At 66.5% G+C, this 21,295-nt stretch carries 24 protein-coding genes; 9 read left to right on the plus strand and 15 right to left on the minus strand.

Annotated features, from left to right (window positions below; genetic code table 11):
- Positions 1–40 precede the first annotated feature (40 nt).
- Genes CR919_RS01655 through CR919_RS01670 form a run of 4 tightly spaced genes read right to left on the minus strand, consistent with a single transcriptional unit; the run spans position 41 to position 4,922 of the window.
- Positions 41–1,312, minus strand: a complete 1,272-nt coding sequence (locus CR919_RS01655) for a carbohydrate porin (protein ID WP_099818528.1) — start codon at positions 1,310–1,312, stop codon at positions 41–43.
- Entirely contained in the window at positions 1,309–2,706 is a 1,398-nt protein-coding gene (locus CR919_RS01660; RefSeq protein ID WP_243379812.1) for a cytochrome c, read from the minus strand. Before CR919_RS01660 ends, CR919_RS01655 begins: the two co-directional genes overlap by 4 nt.
- A complete protein-coding gene (locus tag CR919_RS01665) occupies positions 2,703–4,343 on the minus strand; it encodes a GMC family oxidoreductase (RefSeq protein WP_099818529.1) in 1,641 nt (546 codons plus the stop codon). The genes CR919_RS01660 and CR919_RS01665 overlap by 4 nt, the downstream gene beginning before the upstream one ends.
- Positions 4,344–4,388: 45 nt before the next feature.
- Positions 4,389–4,922, minus strand: a complete 534-nt coding sequence (locus tag CR919_RS01670) for a sugar dehydrogenase complex small subunit (protein ID WP_099818530.1) — start codon at positions 4,920–4,922, stop codon at positions 4,389–4,391.
- Positions 4,923–5,169: 247 nt separating this feature from the next.
- Between CR919_RS01670 and CR919_RS01675 the strand changes: the two genes are divergently transcribed.
- From CR919_RS01675 to CR919_RS01685, 3 genes are all read left to right on the plus strand, one after another.
- Positions 5,170–5,409, plus strand: a complete 240-nt coding sequence (locus CR919_RS01675) for a hypothetical protein (protein ID WP_099818531.1) — start codon at positions 5,170–5,172, stop codon at positions 5,407–5,409.
- A 182-nt stretch (positions 5,410–5,591) separates the two neighbouring features.
- Positions 5,592–5,891 carry a hypothetical protein gene (locus tag CR919_RS01680; protein ID WP_207761007.1) on the plus strand — a complete coding sequence of 100 codons (300 nt, stop codon included), beginning with the start codon at positions 5,592–5,594 and terminating at the stop codon, positions 5,889–5,891.
- 146 nt (positions 5,892–6,037) lie between these two features.
- Positions 6,038–6,535, plus strand: a complete 498-nt coding sequence (locus CR919_RS01685; RefSeq protein ID WP_099818532.1) for a ferritin-like domain-containing protein — start codon at positions 6,038–6,040, stop codon at positions 6,533–6,535.
- 84 nt (positions 6,536–6,619) lie between these two features.
- On the opposite strand, the gene CR919_RS01690 is transcribed toward CR919_RS01685, so the two are convergent.
- The 3 genes from CR919_RS01690 to CR919_RS01700 all read right to left on the minus strand — a co-directional run bounded on the left by CR919_RS01690 (position 6,620) and on the right by CR919_RS01700 (position 8,659).
- A complete protein-coding gene (locus CR919_RS01690) occupies positions 6,620–7,432 on the minus strand; it encodes a DNA-formamidopyrimidine glycosylase family protein (RefSeq protein ID WP_099818533.1) in 813 nt (270 codons plus the stop codon).
- On the minus strand, positions 7,425–8,189 hold the full coding sequence (locus tag CR919_RS01695; protein ID WP_243379815.1) for a DUF72 domain-containing protein: 765 nt from the start codon (positions 8,187–8,189) through the stop codon (positions 7,425–7,427). Before CR919_RS01695 ends, CR919_RS01690 begins: the two co-directional genes overlap by 8 nt.
- 122 nt (positions 8,190–8,311) lie before the next feature.
- Complete coding sequence (locus CR919_RS01700; protein WP_099818535.1) at positions 8,312–8,659, minus strand: hypothetical protein; 348 nt, start codon at positions 8,657–8,659, stop codon at positions 8,312–8,314.
- Between the two features lie 458 nt (positions 8,660–9,117).
- Here CR919_RS01700 and CR919_RS01705 point away from each other — a divergent pair, with 458 nt between their 5' ends.
- On the plus strand, positions 9,118–9,858 hold the full coding sequence (locus tag CR919_RS01705) for a DNA/RNA non-specific endonuclease (RefSeq protein ID WP_099818536.1): 741 nt from the start codon (positions 9,118–9,120) through the stop codon (positions 9,856–9,858).
- An 82-nt stretch (positions 9,859–9,940) separates the two neighbouring features.
- Here the strand turns inward: CR919_RS01705 and CR919_RS01710 are convergent, their stop codons facing one another.
- Genes CR919_RS01710 through CR919_RS01720 form a run of 3 tightly spaced genes read right to left on the minus strand, consistent with a single transcriptional unit; the run spans position 9,941 to position 11,072 of the window.
- Positions 9,941–10,171 (minus strand): hypothetical protein, encoded by a 231-nt coding sequence (locus tag CR919_RS01710; RefSeq protein WP_099818537.1) that lies wholly within the window; start codon positions 10,169–10,171, stop codon positions 9,941–9,943.
- A complete protein-coding gene (locus tag CR919_RS01715; RefSeq protein ID WP_099818538.1) occupies positions 10,168–10,599 on the minus strand; it encodes a VOC family protein in 432 nt (143 codons plus the stop codon). Before CR919_RS01715 ends, CR919_RS01710 begins: the two co-directional genes overlap by 4 nt.
- An 11-nt stretch (positions 10,600–10,610) precedes the next feature.
- Positions 10,611–11,072, minus strand: a complete 462-nt coding sequence (locus CR919_RS01720; RefSeq protein ID WP_099818539.1) for an AraC family transcriptional regulator — start codon at positions 11,070–11,072, stop codon at positions 10,611–10,613.
- Between the two features lie 121 nt (positions 11,073–11,193).
- Here CR919_RS01720 and CR919_RS01725 point away from each other — a divergent pair, with 121 nt between their 5' ends.
- Entirely contained in the window at positions 11,194–12,204 is a 1,011-nt protein-coding gene (locus tag CR919_RS01725) for a DUF4034 domain-containing protein (protein ID WP_165787227.1), read from the plus strand.
- A 34-nt stretch (positions 12,205–12,238) separates the two neighbouring features.
- Here the strand turns inward: CR919_RS01725 and CR919_RS01730 are convergent, their stop codons facing one another.
- Entirely contained in the window at positions 12,239–14,086 is a 1,848-nt protein-coding gene (locus CR919_RS01730) for an XVIPCD domain-containing protein (protein WP_099818541.1), read from the minus strand.
- Positions 14,087–14,206: 120 nt separating this feature from the next.
- Here CR919_RS01730 and CR919_RS01735 point away from each other — a divergent pair, with 120 nt between their 5' ends.
- Entirely contained in the window at positions 14,207–16,402 is a 2,196-nt protein-coding gene (locus CR919_RS01735; protein ID WP_099818542.1) for a hypothetical protein, read from the plus strand.
- 80 nt (positions 16,403–16,482) lie between these two features.
- Positions 16,483–16,968 (plus strand): TspO/MBR family protein, encoded by a 486-nt coding sequence (locus tag CR919_RS01740; protein WP_099818543.1) that lies wholly within the window; start codon positions 16,483–16,485, stop codon positions 16,966–16,968.
- On the opposite strand, the gene CR919_RS01745 is transcribed toward CR919_RS01740, so the two are convergent.
- From CR919_RS01745 to CR919_RS01760, 4 genes are all read right to left on the minus strand, one after another.
- The gene (locus CR919_RS01745) at positions 16,965–17,276 is read right to left on the minus strand and encodes a hypothetical protein (protein ID WP_099818544.1); all 312 of its coding nucleotides are present in this window, start codon (positions 17,274–17,276) and stop codon (positions 16,965–16,967) included. The genes CR919_RS01740 and CR919_RS01745 overlap by 4 nt on opposite strands.
- A gap of 71 nt (positions 17,277–17,347) precedes the next feature.
- Entirely contained in the window at positions 17,348–18,031 is a 684-nt protein-coding gene (locus CR919_RS01750) for an NAD(P)H-binding protein (protein WP_099818545.1), read from the minus strand.
- A 19-nt stretch (positions 18,032–18,050) separates the two neighbouring features.
- Entirely contained in the window at positions 18,051–18,725 is a 675-nt protein-coding gene (locus tag CR919_RS01755; RefSeq protein ID WP_099818546.1) for a ChrR family anti-sigma-E factor, read from the minus strand.
- Complete coding sequence (locus CR919_RS01760; RefSeq protein ID WP_099818547.1) at positions 18,722–19,345, minus strand: sigma-70 family RNA polymerase sigma factor; 624 nt, start codon at positions 19,343–19,345, stop codon at positions 18,722–18,724. Before CR919_RS01760 ends, CR919_RS01755 begins: the two co-directional genes overlap by 4 nt.
- Positions 19,346–19,489: 144 nt before the next feature.
- Here CR919_RS01760 and CR919_RS01765 point away from each other — a divergent pair, with 144 nt between their 5' ends.
- Together CR919_RS01765 and CR919_RS01770 are read left to right on the plus strand one after the other, a co-directional pair.
- Positions 19,490–20,254, plus strand: a complete 765-nt coding sequence (locus CR919_RS01765; protein ID WP_099818548.1) for a hypothetical protein — start codon at positions 19,490–19,492, stop codon at positions 20,252–20,254.
- 84 nt (positions 20,255–20,338) lie between these two features.
- Positions 20,339–21,295 carry an acyl-CoA desaturase gene (locus CR919_RS01770; protein ID WP_099818549.1) on the plus strand — a complete coding sequence of 319 codons (957 nt, stop codon included), beginning with the start codon at positions 20,339–20,341 and terminating at the stop codon, positions 21,293–21,295.

Consider the following 21,295-nt stretch of genomic DNA (forward strand, 5'->3'; position numbering starts at 1 on the left):
GCGGCGGGCCTGCCACCTCACGCCGCGGGCCTGAATGCGCCTACAGCGTTGCCTGCGCCTGCAGGGTGAACACCCAGCTGTCGGGTCGGCTGGCATAGGCGCCGGGACGTGCCACGTACTGCACCGCTGGCCGCAGCACCAGCCACGGGGCGACCTGCACGCCGTAGTTCAGCTCGACGAACTGCTCGTTGCTCTGCACATCCTTTCCGGTCAGCTGCTGATGCCGTGCGAGCCGGTCGGAGATATCCAGCCGGTTCCAGGCCACGCTGAGCACATCATCCTCGCGCGACGCGATCACGCCGCGCCAGCTCACGCCCGCTTCCCACGAGTAGCGCATCAGCCCTGTTTTTGCGTCGGCACGGGTGGCCACGCCGAACACCGAGATGCCGCGCACCGTATCGCCCTCGGGCTTCCACACGCGCTGCGCGGCCTGCACGTACGAACCGCTGCGATGCGAGGCGCGAGGTGCGGCCGGATTACCGATGTCATCGGCGTTGGAGGTGTCCAGGTAGTAGCCGACCTTGTAGGTGCCGCCATAGTCCTCGCCGGACGTGCCATGGCTGTAGCCCACTTCCACGGGCAGGAACAGGCCGGTCTTTCCCTTCGTCGAAACACGGAAGCCACTGTTGGCCTGCTTGCGCGTCGGGTTGACGTCGTAGATGCCGGTCTGTGCGTACCAGCCCGAGGGATCGTTCCACTTCACCCGTAGGCCCCACTGGCCCGTCGGGTTGTCCAGCCACCCGGAGCTGTAGATCGGGCCCAGCGGATGCCCGCATTGGCCGTTGTTGTTGAAGTTGCAGGTGTAGGGCAAGCCGCCGAAATCGTTGCCCATCGAGTAGAAGCCCCCTTTCAGGCTCAGCCGCTTGTCCAGCAGCAACCGCTCGTAGGAGAGTTCGTTGAAGCGCAGGTTCTGGCCCTGGCCATAGAAGGCCTGGTTCTGGATATAGGAACCGGTGGACCGCTCGTTGATGGCGTTGCCGAAGCGATCGGAGAACACCACGCGCAGCGTGCCGTCGAAGCCGAGTGCTTTGCCGGTATCGATCGTCGCGCCCAGGTCAATGTGTTCGGCGGTGGACCAGCCACTGCCCTTGTAACCATCGCTGCTGACGCCAGTGCCGACCACGATGCGTGCGCTGGGGGTTACGCCGTGGTCCTGCAGCCACAGGCGTGCGGCCCAATCGGCACTCAGCGGCGTCTGTACGATGCTGTCCACTGGTTTGGGTTTGGCGGTGGCAGTCGCTTCGGCGGCCGACACCGGGCCATTGACCGCGAGCAGGAGCAGGCCGATGCCGCTCAAGGAGAGCAGTTTCATGCCGCAGCCCTCCTGTTCCTGCGCTTCTTCCAGGCACGACGCACCAGCAGCACGACGCCGACCAGCGCCAGCACCGCAACGATCAGCATCGGCAGCCACAAGCGTGCGATCTTCGCCAGCAGCGGCTTTTCACCACCGGCGCGGGTCAGTGCGACCTGTGCCTCGGTGACCTGGTCGCCCGGCCCGAACTGCGTGCGCACGTAGGTCGCCACCGCTGCGATATCGGCGTCACTCAGGTCCTGCACGAACGAACCCTTCGAGAAGTGCGGCATCAATGCGTGTTCGCCCTGCACGTCGCGGTCAACGCCGCCGATGATGGTGGCGATCAGGTTCTGCGGACGGGTGATGCCCACGGTGGTGTTGTGCACCAGGGAGGGATAGTAGCCGTCCCGGCTGCCCTCGCCCCGCGATCCATGGCAGCTTGCGCACAAACCCGAGTACAGCACTCCGCCCGATGCCAATGCGGCACCCGTACCGCGTACCGGCTGCTCGCCCGGCGTGGCGGTGGCGTTGCCCCAGGCGAAGGCGGCCCGCGTGGCGTCAGGTTCGGCCACGGCCGGCACCGTGCGCAGGTAGGCAACGATCGCGGCGATGTCATCGTCCTGCAGCTTGGACAGGCTGTTGCTCACCGCTTCGGCCATGCCGCCACCGGCCTGCGCCTTGCCGGCAACGCGGCCGGTCTTCAGGTACTGCGCCAGCTCGGCGTCGCTCCAACCGCCGACACCGCTGATGGGATGGGAGGTGATATTGGGTGCGTACCAGTCACCCAGCGAGCCGCCGGCGAAGGCCTTGCCGCCCACTTCCTGCATCATCAGCCCGCGCGGACTATGGCAGCTCGAGCAATGCGCCAAGCCTTCCACCAGATAGGCGCCGCGATTCCATTGCGCACTCTTTCCCGCATCGGGCTTGAACGTTTCCTTGTCCAGGAACAGCAGGTTCCACACCGCCATGGACTGGCGGATGCTGAAGGGGAACGGCAGTTCGGTCGCGTGTGCTTCCTCGTCGACCGGCGCCACCTCCTTCATGAAGTAGGTATACAGCGCGTGGATGTCCTCGTCGGTCAGCTTGGCATACGAGGTATAGGGCATCGCCGGATACAGATGGGCGCCATCCTTGCGCACGCCTTCGCGGACTGCTTTGGCGAAGTCATCTTCACTGTAGAGGCCGATGCCATGGCTCTTGGAGGGGGTGATGTTGCTGGCCCAGATCTCACCCAGCGGGGACGCAATCGCGTAGCCGCCGGCATAAGGCTTTCCCTGCTTGGGGCTGGTGTGGCACGCCACGCAATCGGCGGCGACCGAGAGGTAGCGCCCACGTTCGGCGACTTCGTCTGCGCGCGCGGAGTGACTGGCTGCAGCCAGCAGCATCAGCAGAGCCGCAGTGACGGCCTTCATGCCGCACGCTCGATGGCGTCTGCGGCCCGCAATGCCAGCGCGGCCATGGTCAGGGTGCTGTTGACCACGCTGGCCGACACCATCGGTCCGCCGCCTGGCAGCCACAGGTTCGGATGATCGTGCGCGCGGCAATCGCCATCGACCACCGAATCGCGCGGGTCCGCGCCCATGATGGTCGAGCCCATGATGTGGTTGTTGGCGTTGAGCGCCGTGGTGATGACGAATTCCTCGGCGTTGAACAGCGAGCCGATGTGACGCAACTGTTTGCAGGACTCGTCATAGCCCTTGCGGGCATAGTCGCCCAGCGAGTAGTGGATATCCGGGCAGGCCAGGCCATGGCCATCGACCCGCGTCTTCGACAGCGTCAGCCGATTGCTCGGGTCCGGCAAGGGCTCCAGGCTGATCGAAAGATCGACGCCGAAGACCGCACGGCGACGGATTTCCGCATCCAGCGCGTCGCCAACCAGGCCTTTTTTCAGGGCCTGGTCGGTGGCGATCGCCACCCGGCTGATGTTGTTGAGGATGATCTTGGTGGCCGAGTACTGCGAACGGAAGGCGCCGTCGCGCGGACCAACCATGCAGCTGGACTGCGCCGGTCCGCGTCCCAGCCAGATCGGGCGATCGGCGATGAACGAGCAGTGGAAACCGGAATGGTCGAGCATGTTGCGCCCGACCTGGTCGGAACTGTTGGCGATACCGTTCGGGTTCTGCTCGTTGGCGGCAAGCAGCAGCAGGCGCGGCGTCTCCAGTGCGTTGCAGGCGATCACGAAACTGCGGCCGGTGGCCTTGTGGCTGACCTTGTTGTTGTCATACCAGTGGACAGCCGTGACCCGGTTCTGCGCGTCGGTGTCGATCCTGTAGGCCACTGCTTCGGCCAGCACCTGCGCACCCAGTTTCTCGGCCGCTTCGATGGTATGGATGCCGTTGTACATCGCGCCGATCGGGCAGATCGGCTGGCAGTTGTTGTTGCCGCAGCAGGCCGGCCGATCATTCCACGGCGTGACCATGCGACCCTGCGGAATGGGCACCAGGTTGTAGCCGTGCGGATTGACCACCTCGGCAAATACCTTGTCGCCGTTGCCCCAGGGGATCATGTCGGCGAGGTAGGGCTTGGACCGTTCGGAGGGGCTCTGCTTGCCCGGGTCGTTCGGCCCGGACACACCCATCGCCTCTTCCGCGCGGCAGTAATAAGGCTCGATGTCGTCGTAGCTGATCGGCCAGTCGCGCCCTACCCCATAGGTGGACTGCATCTTGAAATCGACCGGCAAGTGGCGCCAGCAGGAGGCGGCCCAGTGCCAGGTGGTGCCACCCACGGCCTTGATGAAGCCCTGGTGGAAGCTGCTGGCATCGGGGCCGGTCAAACCCACGTAGTCGTTGGCCGGGAAGTACAGCGGCGCGGTGGCCAGCGGCGACTGCGGATACGGCCCCTGGAAGTCGCTGCCGATGCGTCGCTCGAAGCTGACGTTGCGCCAGTTTTCGACGACGTCGGAGCGATGCAGGCGCGGGCCCGCTTCGAGGACCAGAACCGATTTTCCGGCACGAACCAACTGATGGGCGATCAATGCGCCGACGACGCCCGAGCCGACGATCACAACATCGGCATCGGCGTCGCCATCACGGAAAACCGGAGCTTTCATGAGGGGAATCCAGATCAATTACGGGAAAGAGATGAAAGCGCAGGCTCAGCCGTGCGCACGTACCGCCGCCGGCGGTTCAGCCGTCCACCATGCCGGGCCACCTTGTGCGTAGGTCGGCGGGAAAAGGCCGTCGTCCACGGGCCGCTGCATCAGCGCATCACGATAGGAAACGGTGATGGCCTGCGGGCCCTTGCCGACGCTGCCGGTGTACCAGGCGGTGATGATGGCCAGCGCTGTCGGCCGGGCATCGCCCGCCGCCGCCAGCAGTGCTTCAGGGCCTTGCACCTGTTGCGCCTTGGCCGCGAGAGCGGGGAACTGGGCGTGCATGTCGGGATGCAGCTTGGCGAAAGCGGCTTCGATGCGCCCGGCGGTCGCCGGATCGAGATCGGTCTTGCCCGTCAGCACCTGCGAGAGCTGCAGAAAGCGCCCGTCCGCCTGCTTCGCAAGGGCGGCACTGGCAGCGGGCGCTGGTGCCTTGCCACTGCAGGCAGCCAGCAGCGAAGCCGAGCCGACCGCCAGCAGGAAGGTTCTGCGCGTCAGGCCTTGCCCACTCCCTTCCAATCCCTCGGGAACACTCATGATGTGGACTCCTGATGCGTCACGTCTTCGGCTGCCCCTGACCGCGACGCGGGGGGCACCTACGGGTGAAACTGTAACGCACCTGCTCGTCGTCGCGGGGTGAGTGGTAGCGGCCGCAGAACGGTGAAGTGCCCTGCTTTGCGGCATCAACGCAAGCAGATTTCCGCCGGCAAGCAGGGGCCCCCGTCACGCCCGCACAACACCGTCAACGCTAAAAACAAGGGGTTTCCTACTCTGGAGAGTGGCCATGCGGGTACTGCTGCTGTGTGCCGTGGCGACGATGGCATTGTCGGCCTGCAACCAACGCGAACCGACCGATAAGGCACAACATGCCGATGCGGTTCGGCAAAACCCGCCAGCGGCCAGCGCGCCGGCGCGCAACGTGCCCGGCGGCGGCAGCGGGACCGCAGCCTCCGAAGACCAGTCGTCAGGAACCGGCGCCAGCAGCGGTAAGGAGGCACCGCCGGATTCTCCTGCAAAGCGCTGAATCCAGAAGGGTCGCCGGCTTGGCTCGGACAGGCACGCCGGACGTCCCTGCGATGGGCCAACGACCCTCTGCCACAACAGTGATTCCGGCACCTCCGCAGCGACTGACCTGGACAGATTGATGCAGCGCGATGTGAAATTGGACCCCGACAGGATTCACGCCAACAACGCCTGTGCGCTGGCATGTTCAAGGTGACCCAAGAGGATTACCACATGCCTGACACCGGACTCTTCTACGTCTTCTCAGTGGATTACGCGGCCGACGCGCGCGGCGGCCCCGACCGGATCACCTCGATCACCTTCCGCTGCAATCAATGCCACCACGTGTCCCGTGCCGACGCGGACCTGAAGAGGGTGGCGGGTGGCACGCTTCTCACCTGTGGGAGATGCGGGACCCACCAGGCGGTCAGCAACGCGCGTTTTGCCGATGGCGCGCATGCCGCAGCGGCCGAGCGGCCCGCCGTCGCCGCAGGTGAGCGCTGATGCAGCGCTGCCCGTGATGGAGCACGGCGATGTGAGCAGGATGCATGCACCACACGCCCGTTGGGCATCTGCCGTTCACTGCATCTACCCCGTATCCCAACGGCCTCACGGCTACGGTGAAGTCTCCCTTCGTTCCGGAGCACACCATGGCGATCAAGACCGCTGAAGATCTGTTCATCCACGAACTTTCCGACATATACAGTGCCGAGAAGCAGCTGACCAAGGCACTGCCCCGCCTGGCGCGCGCCGCTGACAATCCTGACCTCTTCGCTGCGTTCGAGACCCATCTGGAAGAGACCCAGGGGCAGATCGAACGTATCGACAAGGTGGTCGAGCTGTTGGGGATCCGCCTGAAGCGCATCAAGTGTGCGGCAATGGAGGGGCTGGTGGAAGAAGGCAAGGAGGCCATCGACAGCATCGACAAGGGCCCCGTGCGCGATGCGGCGCTGATCGGCGGCGCACAGAAGGTGGAGCACTACGAAATCGCCTCCTACGGCACCATTGCCGCGCTGGCCAGGCAGCTGGGCTACAAGGACGCCGTGCCCCTGCTTCTGGAAACCCTGGAGGAAGAGAAGGCCACCGACCAGAAGCTGACCCTGCTGGCCAGTGGCGGCGGCAACGCCAACGCCGCGAAGGCCGGGTAAGCGCAGGTGCACTGCACATCCGTCCGGCGCGCCGCTCCCCGGAGGCCGACGCGCTCTTACCCGCCCCATTCCACTCTCCGCGTTTCAGCGCCCGGCCTTGCCGGCACCGCGCTGTGCTGCAGGCCTCGCCCGCGTGCGCTTCTTCGCGGCTGGCGGTAGCGGTAGTACTCGATAGTCAATCTGGCACACCGGGCAGAAGAAGGTGCGCCGATGCGTGGTACCCATATGGACCTTGCTGACCGGACCACCACAACGGGGACATGTCCGCCGGGTGTGGACCCGCCAGTGCTTTTTCAGCTCGAAGGCACGCTTCCAACGCAGGAACTCGAAGCTGTACTCGCGGGCCTGCCTGACCAGTTCGGCAAGCTTGCGCGGCGGGAGGTCGCCGACATGGTTGGCCGGATGGACCCGGATGCGGAACAGCACCTCGTTCTTGATGATGTTGCCCACGCCGGAGAACAGCGTCTGGTCCAGCAGGGCGTCGCAGACCAGGACATCGGGCATCGACTTCAGGCGACGACGTGCGAGCCTGGGATCCCACAGGTCGCTCATCACGTCGCTGCGCCAGTCGTATACCTCGTCCAGCGGCTGCGCGATCAGTTTTACCGAGCAGGTGTAGAAGTTCAGTTCGCCGTTGTCAAAGCGCAGCGATACCCGCGCTGGCGTCTCCTTGCGCTCGTCGATGCGCCAGCTGCCGAACATCATCAGGTGGATGCGCAGCGTGACGTGACTGAATTCCAGCAGGAAATGCTTGCCCCAGCTGCGCACGGCCCGCACCCGGCGGCCCTGCAGGCAGGCCAGGTCGAGCGTGCTGTTGCCGCTGACCTCGCGGACCGTCTTCCCTTTGAATTTGGCGGCGGCCTCGCGCAGCAGCACGATGGAAGGACCTTCAGGCATTGGCGTGCTCCAGCAAGGCCTGCAGTTGCAGTGCATCGGAAACGGCATGGCCGTGTGCCGTGTTGTCGAGGATGACCCAGGCCCCGCCCGGCCCGGCGGCCTGCGTTGCTGCGCCGGCCAGCCTGCACAGCTCCGGCTGCTGGTACGCGCTGTAGTAGATCCGCGGCTGCCCGTGCCACCGCCAGTAGCTCCAGTGCCTGGCTCCGCCCGGCTGGCCAGCCCCTGCAACCCGCGCGGGATCGGCCGCGACCCGTGCAATGTCATGGTCTTCCAGCAGCGCATCGGCCTTTGCGTCGAACCAGCTGGGGTGGCGGGGCTCGCACGCCATGGGCGTCGCGGTACGCCGACGCAATGCCCGGAAGAACGCCGACGCGGTGCGGCCGTCGCAGGCCAGACTGGGGGGCAGCTGCAGCAACAGCGCGCCCAGCCGATCACCGAGATGCGCCACCGCGTGCAGGAAGGGGTCCAGCAACGGCGCCGCGCCGCGCAGGCGTGCGACATGCGAGATCGCCTGCGGCATTTTCACCGAGAAGCGGAAATCGTCCGGCACGCTCGCCGCCCAGCGTGCGTAGGTGGCAGGCTGGTGTGGACGGTAGAACGACGAGTTGATCTCCACGATCGGAAAGCGCGATGCGTAACGCTGCAGCGCGCTGTCGCCCGTGCCGAACATGTGGGCGACATCGGTGGGCAGCGACCATCCTGCGCAGCCGACGGCGACGCGGTGCGCCGAGTGTGGGTCATCAGATTCAAGTGCCATTGCGCTACGGTGATGGCGGGACCGTAGCAGTGCGGTGAATACACGTCGGCTGCGGCGTGAAGCACGCCGCCGGGCGTGGCCGGCCTGTCGAGGAGGCGCTGCCCGGCATCGACCCTTGCTGCTCAGAGGCTGGCGCTGACCATTGCACCGTTCGGCGGCTGCCGCGCTGGCAGGGAATGTCCATTGCGTGGCGCAACGCGTTCGTGGGTGGCGGCCATCACCTGGTTCACGCGATGAAGTGTGCCGCGACCACCGGGCTCGATACCGATGATGTAGACGAAGCGGCCATCGCAGCGCGACTGCGCCGATTCGAGCCCCTCGGTCTCGGAGAGAACGCGTTTCAGCGCCTTCTCCCAGGCTCTGCCCGGAGCCGATGCCAGTTCCACCACCACTGCGGTTTCCCCGCAGTCCAGCGGCATCACCTCCACACGCAGGATGCGCGGTGTCTTGACGGTCTCGGCACTACCCATTTTCAAACCTCCTCGGCAAACGACGGCGGCAGTATCCACGCCCGGCGCCAAGGCGCCGTCAAGAAGCCATGGATACCGCGTGCAGGTCGGCTGACAGCGTTGCCCGTGATGCGTCGCGGCATTCCCCGAGGGGCACCTGCAACCGCGCATTGCCCCGGTAGCGGCCACGCCATTAGCAGGTCTTCTTTTCATGCATGGGCGCCCTGGTCTGACAGGAGCCCAGTGCTTGCGCGCAGTCACACCTTCGCACTTTGCTCGTTGACCTGCTGGCGTCAACAAATGACGCTAACGACACCGCGACAGCCTTCGTAACGCCCTGCAGCGGTCGAGATCCCAGGCAATACCGGCCACGGCCGGATCGCGTCCCCCATCCCTGCCACCGCATCGTCCTTCACACGGAAAGGCCTGGCCTGCCGTGGTGGACGGCTGCGCCTTGCCCATACCCATGGAGATCCGCAATGCGCCTTGCCACGTTCTTCCTTGCCCTTGTGTTCAGCACCTTTGCCGGGGCCGCACATGCCCAGGTCGTGACCCTCAACAGGGGCGGGTTTGTATTGACCTATGACTGCAGCATCCACAGTGCGACCCGCTACGAATACACCCTGGTGGCGGACACTGGCTCGGCCGCCCGCCCGTCCAGCTTCTACAAGGATCCGGAGCTGCCGGCCGGTTGCCTCGGCCAGACCAGCACGGCCTCCTATGCCAGCGTGCAGTCCGGCTATGACCGCGGCCATCTGGTGACGTCCAATCACATGGACTACGACGCCACTTACATCCGTCGCGCCAACTACATGACCAACATCGTGCCGCAGGTCTCCAGCTTCAACCAGGGCATCTGGGTCAAGGCCGAGAACGTGGCCGAATGCTATCGGGACATCGCCCCGGTCGACGTCTATGGCGGCGTCGTCTATGGCGATGCGTCCAATGACTATTTCCTGTCCAGCCATGGCATTCCGACCCCGGAATTCTTCTGGAAAACGATCATCACCAAGGATCCGAACACCGGCACCGCCAAGGCCATCAGCTGGATCATTCCCAATGAAGCGGGACTGGGCAGCCTGGACAGCTATCTGGTCACCATCGCCGACCTGGAAGAGCTGCTGGGCGCCAGCTACGTGGCGATCAACGCGCCGGCGTCGCTGAAGAACATGCTGCCCAGCGCCAGCTGGCCGCTGCCGAGCGGATGCGATCTGAGCTGAGCCCCCGATGGCCCGACGGAATGCGCTCCGCCGGGCCTATCGCGCCTGGCAGCTCAGCCTGGATGATCTCTGCTGGCCCATCTCAAGGCACGGCCCCGGCGCGCGCGCCTGGCGCTGCGCGCCGGTAATGCAGCGCAAACAGATACAGCCCGGTGAACAACTGCAGGAACAACGGCGGCAGCGGCGAATATGTGATCCACGCCGGGGGCTCGCCCTGCCCCATCCCGCGCGCCACGAAGTTGGCGATCACCGCCAGGGTGAAGACGATCGAGGTCCAGCGGTGCACCGGACGCGCCCAGCCACCGGCGCTCATTGCGGCTTCCTCTCGGCAGGCTTCACGGGACGCTCGATCATCTTCCAGCCATTGCCGGACGGATCACGGAACCCGGCATCCACCGCACCGTAACGCTCCACCGGCTCCTGGGTGAATTCCACGCCACGGGCCAGCAGTTGTTCGTAGCTGGCGCGGCAATCGTCCACCGCCAGCACCAGCGGCGGCATCGCGCCCTTGGCCACCATCTGCTGCAGGGTCAGCGCGGTGGCTGCGTCATGCACGGGTGGCCCCGGCTTGAACAGCCCGAGCTGGAAGCCACCCTCGTCGCCCGAATGCACCGTAAGCCAGCGATAGTCGCCGTTGCCCACGTCGGTGTGCACCTTGAAGCCGAGCGCGTTGACGTAGAAGTCGAGCGCTGCGTCCTGGTCGTGCACATACAGGCCGACCACATTCACCATGCCAGTCATAGGATCCTCCCTCAGGTGGGATCTACGCTAACAAGGCCGCTGCGGCGGCGCTTCTCCAAAACTGCGATCTTCAGGTCCGGGCGCTGCGCAGCACGCGCATGACACTCCGGTACCGGGCCCTGCACCGGAGCACGGGCGCGCTCACTGTCGCGGACGGCGCCGGGGCTGTCGCCGGTGATATCGCGGAAGATCCGGCCGAAGGTGCCCAGGGTGGTCCAGCCGGTCTGCAGTGCGATCTCGGTGATCGGCAGGTCGGTATCGCGCAGCAGAGCAACCGCGCGCTCGATGCGCCGACTGAGCAGGTAGCGGTGCGGCGGCATCCCGAAGGCGTCCTTGAAGGAACGCGCGAAATGGGCTGTAGAGACCGCACTGACCTGCTCCAACCGTGCCACCGGCCAGTCTTCGTGGCTGGCCCGGTCCATGTGGTCCTTGGCGCGCAACAGGCGGCGCAGCAGTTCGGGGCTCTGGGGCATGCGCCCAGCGTAGCGCAGATGCCGGCGGCGCTTCCGATGGATAGCGGGCAGTGGGATACTGCGCCTGCCGCAGCCGGCCTTGAAGCCGCTCCCGGCCCCCCCAACTTCAAGGATGACCCCGATGCGCAGGATGCACTTCGTCGGCACGCTGTTGAGCGTGGCCTGTCTTTCCGTTTCGCCCGCCTGGGCTGCGGAAGATCCCGATTCACTGGCCCTGTGCGAACAGGTAGCGCCGCTGATGGACGCCGACGACTTCAAAGCGCTGGATGCCATGGCCGAGCGCTTCCGCAAGGGCCAGCGCAACGCCAGCGGCTATTCCAACCTCGGCCGTTTCTACATCTGCATGTCACGGCGCATCGGCACCGCGCATCAGGACGTGCAGCAGTGGAATGACTGGACCGCGTGGGCCGCACGCTGGATCCGGCAATCACCGCGTTCTCCGTCGGCGCACCTGGTGGCCGCGCGGGTGCCGCTCAACCTGGCCTGGAGCTTCCGTGGCGATGGCTATGCGAACGAGGTGACGGCGCAGGACTGGCAGCAGTTCAACGAGTACAACGCAGTGGCAGCAGCCTATATGCAGGAGCACAAGGCGATCGCCAAGCGCGACCCCTACTGGTATGAAATGTCCCTCCTGATCGCGTTGCGGCAAGGGGTGGACGAAGCAGCGTTCATGGCGTTGGTCGACGAAGGCAGCAGTCTCTTTCCCGACTATGACCCGCTGTATCTGATCGCGATGCAGCGCTTCACCCCGCACTGGCAGGGCGATACCCAGCAGATGGAAGCCTTCGCCCGGCATGCCATCGCACGAACATCCACGCGCCGCCGCGCCAGCCTGTATGCACGCCTGTACGCATCGGTCAGCGAAGGCGTGTCGGGGCAGCAGCTGTTCCAGAACTCGGCAGTCGACTGGCCGCTGATGCGGCAGGGCTGGGAAGACATCCTGGCCGAGTACCCCACCGCATGGAACCTGGAGGCGGCAGCCCGCCATGCCTGCCTCAGCAGCGACGTGCCCGCCACGAAAGCGTGGCAGCGCCGGTCGCTGGCCGCACAGGGCATCGGCGAACCCTACCTGGGCATGGTCGTCGACTCGGCCGAGCGCCAGTGCCCGCCGGAGGGCTCCTTCGCGCGGTGACCGTGCCCGGCAGGCGGCTGGCCCCGTGCGCGCGTCAGCGCGCCATGGCCCGCGCGGTCTGCTCCTGTACCGCCTGCTCCTGTTGCTGCGCATCCTGCTGGGTGGCGTCGGTCAGCCCGGGTGCGTCCTGCAGCCTGCGTACCTGGTCCTCGACCGGCATGGCCACCGCCTGCGCGGTATCGGTGCGGGCGATCTGGCGATCCGCAGCGTGCGGCTGGCCCTGCACTGCGAATGCATAGCGGCCATCGTCACTGAGCACGGCCTCGTCGATCCGCTGCATGCCCTTGTCCTTGGCCGCGACCAGCAGCGCCATGCCCAGCCGTTCACTCATAGCATCGGGCTGGCGCCCCATCGCCTGGTCGAGGCTGCTGACCGCGCCCTGGCTCTGCAGCCACAGGCGATGGTCCGGGCTGCCGGCGTGGCGTGGATCCTGCCGCGGCAGCAGCGGTGACGGCGGCGCCAGTGACTGCAGGTGCTCGCCCTGCACCGCCGCGTCGATCTTCTGCAGATCCTTGCCGCCCGCCGCGGCAATGTGGAACATGCGCTCGGCCATGCCGTAGGTGGATTGCCCCTGGTTGCGTGCCAGCCCCTGGGCGAAGGCATCCACGTCCTGCTGCGGCTTGCCGCTGCCGTCCTCGGCAAGCACCTGCCACGATGGCCCCAGCATCGGGTTGTCCTTGACCATCGACTGGGTGCGCTCCATCAGCGTGCGCATCTGGGCCTCGCTGAAGCTCAGGGTGTTCAGCTCGCCAGCCTTCATCGGCCCGCGATCGCCGGCGGGGTCGCCGGACAGCGCCGCGTTGACCATCCCGGCAATCTGTTCGCCCTGCGCATGCCCGCGCAGGTCGAAGGTGAATTCGTAGCGGCGCTGCGCCGTGTCCTCCTGGCCATCGGCGCCGTAAGCGCTGACCCGGGTTGCCGGCAGGTTGCCGCCGTACTGCACGCTGCGCAGTTCGGTGCGGCTGCCGTCTTCGCGGCTGACCTGCACCACGTCACCGCTGTTGCGTGCACCGGCCAGGTCGACACCAAACGTGTCGCCGTAGCCGACCTTCAGCCGCGTCTGCGAACTCATGCCCAGCCGCTCGACCGTGGCCAGATCCTGCACGCCCGCGGTCTGGCTGTTCAGCGTGCCGTTGTCGATGAACTGTTCATAGGCCTGACGGCCTTCGGGTTGATTGATGTCGAAGGTCGCAGTGCGGACAGCCGAGTGGCCGAGCGCGTCCTGGCGACCGGCGATCGCGCTGAACCTGCCTGCAGTGAATCCCATGCCGTTGAAGGCTTCGACCGCCTCGTTGGGCCCGGTGGTGACGCGCACCCGGCCATCATCCAGGCGATCCACGCGGTAGCTGGCACCGCTCGCCTCGGTCGTCTGGGTTTGCATGGCGATGTTGCGGAAACTGCCTTCCAGTGCAGTGCCAGTGAACTGCTGGCCATCCAGGGTGACGCTGCCACCGTTGGGAATGGTCTGCGGATCGAAAGGATTGATGCGGGTGGGATCGACGTCCACCGCGTCGCTGGGCAGGCTGACCCTGTAGCGCCCGCGTACGCCGGTGCTGCTGGTGTCCTGGAAGCCGGCACTTTTCACGCTTGCACCGACCACCGACTCCATCGTCAGCAGGTAGTCCCTGCCACCGTCGGCTGTCGGGCTGCCGGCCATGTTCAGCGACGTGCCCTGGAACTGCGATGCAAGACTGGACGCTGCGCGTTTCTGCTCGGCGCCCACCTTCAACGCCCCATCGCCCTCGTTCAACGTGACCGAGTAACCGCCGGCGGCAGCGCGGACCTCGCTGTTGGCCGAGGTGTAGGTCGGATCGAACGACGCCGCGGCGGCATCGCCTGGCGCATCCAGGATTGCGCCTTCCTTGCTGGTCTGGGCATTCATGCCGTGACCTCCTTGAACAGAGACGCGCTGATTATAGGGCTCAGCGTGCGCAGCACGTTCACATCGCACCGCAGCGGCATCCACGATAGTGATGGTCATCTTATTCCACGCCGAGGGTCCATGCCCCGCTCCCTCGCCCCGCCGCAGCAATGGTTCCGTCACGGCCGCACGCTGCTGACTGTCCTGCTGGGCCTGTATCTGCTGTACCTGCTCGCGGGCAATGTCTTTCTCAATACGCCGCTGTTCGATCAGGTCACCAATCGCAAGCCGCACAAGTTCGTGATGACCACCGGTCCCGCGATCACGCTGCTGCCGGGACATGTCATCGCCTGGAACGTGCAGATGCGCGGCCACGTCAATCACACGGTGTATGTGCTGCGCGCAGACCGGGCCAGTGCCCGCCTGGCGTTGCTGCCACTGTTCCAGCGTGAAGTGCGCGTGCCGTCGCTGCACGCGACCGGTGTAGCCGCCGAGATCGCGCGTGTGGATGAGGCCATTCCCTCACCACCACGCGGTGATCGCGGCTGGACGTTGCGATTCGATGCCATTCACAGCGACAGCATCCGCAGCGTCCGCACGGGCAAGCTGTTGATCGTCGGCCAGGGCAGCGGCACCGTCGGCTTCGTCAAGCAATTGCGCGGCGGGCCATCGGAGCTGCTGGACTCGGAGGTGTCTTTCGCGGATGCCGATGTCAGCCTCGACGGCACCCAGCTGCTTGGCGACATGCAGTTGAAGTCGCAGTTCTCCTATCCACGACACTACCGCGACCAGGCGCCGGGCCTGGAAAAACTGGGCCTGCTGCATGCGGTGCTGGAGGTAAAGGCGCGCAGCCAGGGGTTGCGCCTGGATACGGACACGCAACGACCCACCGTTGCCAGCGCTGCCGTACCGGGGCAGTTGCAGGCCTCGCTTACCCTTGACCAGGGCGCGCTGCAGCCGGGCAGCCATGCCGTCTGGCGGGTTCCGTTGCAGGTAGGGGCCGGCGCACCGGACCGTGGAACGCTGGCGATACAGCTGGATGCCGCTCGCGATATCCGTCTGCAGGCGCGATTGCCGCAACGCGATGGCACCGGCTCTGCACTCGATGCGGATCTGATCATCGCCGGGCGACACATTCCATTTGCCGATCCCAGCGAGGTGCTGGGACGCACCTCTGGTAACGTCAAGGGCGAATGGACCTTCACCTCGCTCAACTGGATTCCCGCGCTGTTCGTGCAGAAGCCCTGGTTCCAGCTGCAGGGCGGCGGCGTGCTGCGCGCGGACCTGCGCCTGCAGAACGGCGAGTTGGCCGCCGGCAGCAGCGTCGATATTCCGGCGGCACGGGCGGTGGCCGAGGTGGCCGGCGTGCACCTGCAGGGAACGGCCAGCGCCCATGGACAACTGCAGGCCGGAACGCCTACGCGCGCCGTACTGGCGGTGAAGCTTCCTACGTTCAGCGCCCATGCCGGCGGCGCCAAAGGTGCCACGTTGTTCGATGGTCGCGATCTGGCGCTGACACTCACCGGTGACGGCCGTCTGCGCGAACTGCGCAAGGGAGTGCGCGCGCAGCTGCGCTTCGACGACGCAACCATTCCAGACCTCACCGCCTACAACCGCTACCTGGGCAACGGCCAGGTCCGGCTGCAGGGGGGCGCTGGCAAGGTGAGCGGCGACGCTGAACTTGATACCCAGGGACGGGTCGGCAACGGCAGCGTGCGCCTGCGCAGTCAACGCGCACGGCTGCAGGTGGCGGGGCTCGACCTGCAGGGCGACGCGCGCGTGGATGGCAGGCTGCGACGCGGCGATTTCAGCCAGCGCCGGTTCGATCTGGGCGGGAGCGTGATCGAGCTGCGCAATGTGCAGGTGGGTGACCAGCAGCGACCACAACCGTGGTGGGGCCGGGTCACCATCGCCCGCGGCGACATCGATGCGCAGTCACCCTTCCAGGTGGACGCACGTGCGGACCTCGCCATGCGCGACGCCGGCCCGCTGCTGGCGCTGTTTGCCGAGCGCAGCGATTACCCGCGCTGGGCATTGTCCCTGCTCGATTCCGGCCAGGTGGATGCGCACACCCGACTGCGCTGGCGGGCCGGGCATCTGGTACTGGATGGACTGCAGGCGGAAAACGAGCGGCTTTCACTGCGTGCGCGGCTGGATCTGCTGGAGCAGCGCAAGCGCGGCGACCTGTACCTGCGCTGGGGCCTGCTGGGTGCCGGCATCGAGCTGGATGGCCAGCGCCGGCAATGGCATCTGGCCGGCGCGCGCGAGTGGTTCGAGGGTCGGCCAGCGCTGCTGCCCGGTGCTGCAGCGGTCAGCGACGGCGGCACGGCCGACTGAACCGAAGGCTGCATCCAGTCGCGACGCGTTTACGTACAACGCACTACCGCAGTCCGCACTCGTGCTGGAGGAGATACACCATGAACGTCCGCAGGCAGGCAGTTGGTCTTCTGGGCTGGGCCGTCGTTACTTTTCTTGCTGCCGCGCTCGGCGCGCGCGCCTCCATTTCTGCAGCGGAGTTCTACGCAGGCCTCGCGTTGCCGACATGGGCGCCGCCTGCCAGCGTGTTTGGCCCGGTGTGGACGCTGCTCTACGCGCTGATGGCGCTGGCCGCGTGGCTGGTCTGGCGCCAGGGCGGATGGCGCGCGGCCACGCCTGCGCTGGTGCTCTACCTGCTGCAGCTGGCGCTCAATGTGCTGTGGAGCTGGCTGTTCTTCGGCTGGAAACAGGGGGCGCTGGCATTTGCTGGCATCCTGCTGTTGCTGGTGCTGATCGTGGCCACCGTGGTCGCCTTCCATCGCGTGCGCCCGGCAGCGGCGTGGCTGCTGCTGCCTTACCTGGCATGGGTGGCGTTCGCCAGCGCGCTCAACTACGCAGTGTGGCAGGCCAATCCGGCCGTGCTTTAGCCGAGCGATGCCTCAAGGCCCTGTGCCGCAGGCCGCCACTGGCGCAGCGCGCTGCCCCTGAAGGCCTGCTCACCGCAGCCGGTCGGGCAGCGCAGTACGCGTGCGGCAGAGGTGCTCACAAGCCCATCGCCTTCCTGCGCCTTGAACACCAGCTCGCAGGACAGGCAGCGCGCCACCAGCGAATAGAGATGAACGATGCGGCCGCTGCCGGGATCCTGCAGCGCGTTGACATCCAGCAGATCAAAGCGGCCGTTGTCAGGCGCGGGGCGCGATGGGCGAAGCGGAGAGGACGATGGCTGCAGGTTCACGTCGATGCGTCACAGAAGGAGGAGCCTCGACTGTAGTTGCCGCGATGTGCAGCAGATGTGCACCACGGCCTTCAGTCTGCGGAAGCAGAACCCAGCCGATTGATCTGCGCGCATTCGAGCACTGCTGGCGGCTCAGGCATCGTCGCCAGCACGATCATCGCGCGGCCGATGGCCTCGTTGCTGGTCACCAGCGAAGGCAGGATGCGGCCCGCCGCCGCCATCAAGGGGCCGCCAAAGCGATACAGCGGCTTCAATGCCGCATGACGGGTGCCGGTTCCCGCCACAGGGCGCACCCCCGCAGGACGCAGCATGACGGTGCGCACCGGGAGCTGCGCCAATGCAGTCTCGGTCTCGCCCTTGATGCGCAGCGGCATGATCCGGCTGTGTGGGTTGGCGTGAGCACCGGAGACATACAGGAACCGGCCGTCTGGATTCGTCTCGGCCCATGCTGCAGCTACAGCCAGGGTGGCATCGAGCGTGACCTTCCGATACTCATCCTCGGCGGTGCCGAACGGTGGCGCGCCGGCGCAATAGAAACAGGCGTCGAATCCGTCCAGCAGCGGGCGCACATCGCGGGCATGCTGGAAATCCGCCAGCACGATCTGCTCGATCCGCGCGTCCAGCCCGGCCTGGCTGCGGACCAGGGCTGCGGTCCGCGCCACCTGCGGCGAAGCGAGGCAGGCACGGGCAACGCCCTGCCCGACCAGTCCGGTCGCACCGGTCAGCAGAATCCGCAGCGGGCGTGTTGGGTGCATGCGTTGACCTTGAAGAAGCCTAGAGTTTGACGAAGCGCTGGATCTTCCGTGCCAGCCAACCACTGAACACCAGCGGCGCGTCCAGCGCGGACACGCAGATGCAGGGTACGCCTGGCGCCGTTACCGGCTGGTGTTCGACGTCCTCGTCCAGATCGGCAACATCGCCTGGCGCGAACAACCCCAGTGCATCATTGTAGGAGCCGCGCAGGATCTGGGTCAGTTCGCTGCGGCCATGGCTGTGCATCGGCAGGCATTTTCCCGGCGCGATCTTCAGCATGATCAGCGAAGGCATCTGTTCTGCGCGGATGCAATGCACTCCAGGGGCCATCCAGCGCCAGTGCAGGCGACCCAGCGAATCACCAAAGTAAGGATGCAGCGACTTCGGCAGATGGTCCGGGTCGGCCTCGGGCCGTTCCGGCGGCATCGACCGCAGCGGGCTCGGCGCCATGCCGGCCTGGTCCACATCGAGCTGCGCAAGCATTGCCTCGCGCAGCCCTGCCCGCCGCGCCTCAGCCGCCGACGGCTGGGTCTGCTCCAGCAGTGCGGCACCGATGGCCTCGGCTTCGCGCAGGCGCTGGCGACAGTGCGGGCACTGCTCCAGATGCGTGCCGGCGACGATGCTCAGGGGCGTCGGCAGGGCGCCGGCGGCGTAGCTCATCAGCGTCGACTCATGCAGATGGTGGTGCGGATTCATGGTGCACCCCCCACCTTCGACTGCAACTGCAGGAACGCTCGTCGCAGGTGTGATTTGACCGTGCCCAGCGGCATGCCCAGCGCCTGTGCGATCTCGCTGTGGCTCTTGGCCTCGAAGTAGGACATCCGTACCAGGCGCGCCTGCGTGGCCGGCAGCTCGTTGATGCGCTGGCGCAGGCGGGCGTGGTCGGCAAACTGCTCGGCGCTGCTGCGCTCGCTGACATCACCGGCAGCAGCGTCCTCCACCGCTTCCTGCACCTGCATCCAGCTGCGCTCGCGGCGCACCCGGTCAATGTGCAGGTTGCGGCCGATGCGGTACAGCCAGGTGCTCAGCGCGCCCTGCGCAGGATCGAATTCGGCTGCACGCAGCCACAGGCGCAGCAGGCATTCCTGGGCCAGCTCTTCGGCCACCGCTGCAGGTGCGCCAAGGCCGCGCAGATAGATGCACAGGCGCGGCATGAAGTGGTCGTAGATGCGCAGGAAGCAATCACGGTCGCGCAGCCGGGCGACACCGTCCATCTCGCCGTTCCAGTTCGTCGGCTCGTTGCTGGGCTGCTGTGAACTGGACACGATCCGCGCGGTGTCGAAGGAAAGAGAGGGGCTGGCGGGTGGACGGTACATCGGCGGGGGCAGCCGTTGAGTGAAGAGGAGTCCTTGTCTCTACGCACAGCAGCGCCGGTTGGATGCACCCGGGATGGGCGCCAGCGTGCATCCAGCCGGTGCCACCGCCCGTACAGGCGGGCAAGTCTCCCATGGATCGCCCCGATGCGTGCTGCCTGGTTGTTGATGGTCGCCCCCTGCGCCGCCGGTGCGGCGCCGCTGCTGCGTTCGGAGGGCGTTGCCACCCTGCCCGATGGAACCGCCGCCTACCGCGAAGTGCATTGGCAGCGCGGGGCCGGCGATGGCAGCGAGCGCTGGGTGGAGTACCTCTGCCCTGCAGGGCAACCCTTCGCCCGCAAACAGATGCCCGCCGCCGCGCGGCCGCAGGCGCGGGGCTATGTGCTGCAGGACGCCCGCAGCGGCCAGGCGGCCCGCGTGGTGGTCGGCCGCGACGGGGTGCAGGTCGACTGGAAGGAAGACAGGTCTGCGCCATCACGAATCAAGCAGCTGCCTCTACCGGCGGATGCCGTGATCGACGTCGGCTTCGATGCCGCCGTGCGGGGCCACTGGCAGACGCTGCTGGATGGAAGGCCGGTCAGCCTGCCTTTCCTGGTGCCCGGCCGGCAGCGCTTCTACCCCGTGCAGGTGCAGTACCAGGGCCCCGTGCGCTGGCAGGGGCTTGCCGCCCACGCCGTCGACGTCCGCCTCGACACGTGGTTCGGCGCGGTGGCCCCGCGTCTGTCGCTTATATACGCCGATGCAGATCGCCGCCTGCTGGAGTTCCGTGGCACCAGCAACCTGCGCGATGCACGTGGCAACTATCCGCAGGTGACCGTGCGCTTTGCCGCCGCCGCCACCGAGCACCCGGAGCAACGCTGGCGCGATGAACTGCAGCGACCGCTGGTATCGAGCTGTGTTACGGCCAAGTGAAAGCGCAGTCGCGTGCAATCGTCTGCATCCAACCGGCACCGCAACACGTAGAGGTAGGCAATCGACTCCCTCGGGCTTCCGTCCATGGCATCCGCAGCGCCTCCCCTCCGCAGACGTTCGCGCCTGTTGCGCACCTTCCAGCGCTGGTTCGATACCGATGCCGGAAGCGAAGTGGCGGCGGACGGCGCTCAGGGTGACCGCATCGACTGGCTGCGCGCCCTGCCCTTCGCGCTGTTGCATGTGGCCTGCCTCGGGGTGATCTGGGTTGGCGTGTCCTGGACGGCGGTTGCGGTCGCCGTGTTCCTGTACGCAATCAGGATGTTCGCCATCACCGCGTTCTATCACCGTTACTTCTCGCACCGCACCTTCGAGGCATCGCGCACCGTGCAGTTCGTGTTCGCCGTCATCGGTGCCGCCAGCGTGCAGCGTGGCCCGCTCTGGTGGGCAGCACACCACCGCCATCACCACCGCCACGCCGATCAACCGCAGGACCCGCATTCCCCACTCCAGGGTGGATTCTGGCGCAGTCACATGGGGTGGTTCCTCACCCGCGGCGCCTTTGCCACCGACCTGCAGCGCATCCCCGATCTGGCCCGGTACCCCGAACTGCGCTGGCTGGACCGGTTCGACACCGTGGTGCCCGTGTTGCTGGCCGCTGCGCTGTACGGCCTCGGCGCGGTGCTCGAGCGCGTGGCCCCGGCGTTGCACACCAGCGGCCCGCAGCTGCTGGTGTGGGGCTTCTTCATCTCCACCGTCGTGCTGTTCCATGCCACGGTCACCATCAATTCGCTGGCGCACCGCTTCGGCCGGCGCCGCTTCGAGACCCGCGATGACAGCCGCAACAACCTGTGGCTGGCCCTGCTGACCTTCGGTGAGGGCTGGCACAACAACCATCACTTCTTCCCCGGCACCGCGCGCCAGGGCTTCCGCTGGTGGGAGATCGACATCAGCTGGTATGGCCTGCGGGTGATGGCTGCGCTGGGCCTGGTGAAGGGCCTCAAGCCGATCCCGGCCTGGGTACTGGCCAAGGCGAGGCACTGA

It is taken from the genome of Stenotrophomonas sp. LMG 10879 (assembly GCF_002750935.1).
Classification (GTDB): domain Bacteria; phylum Pseudomonadota; class Gammaproteobacteria; order Xanthomonadales; family Xanthomonadaceae; genus Stenotrophomonas; species Stenotrophomonas lactitubi_B.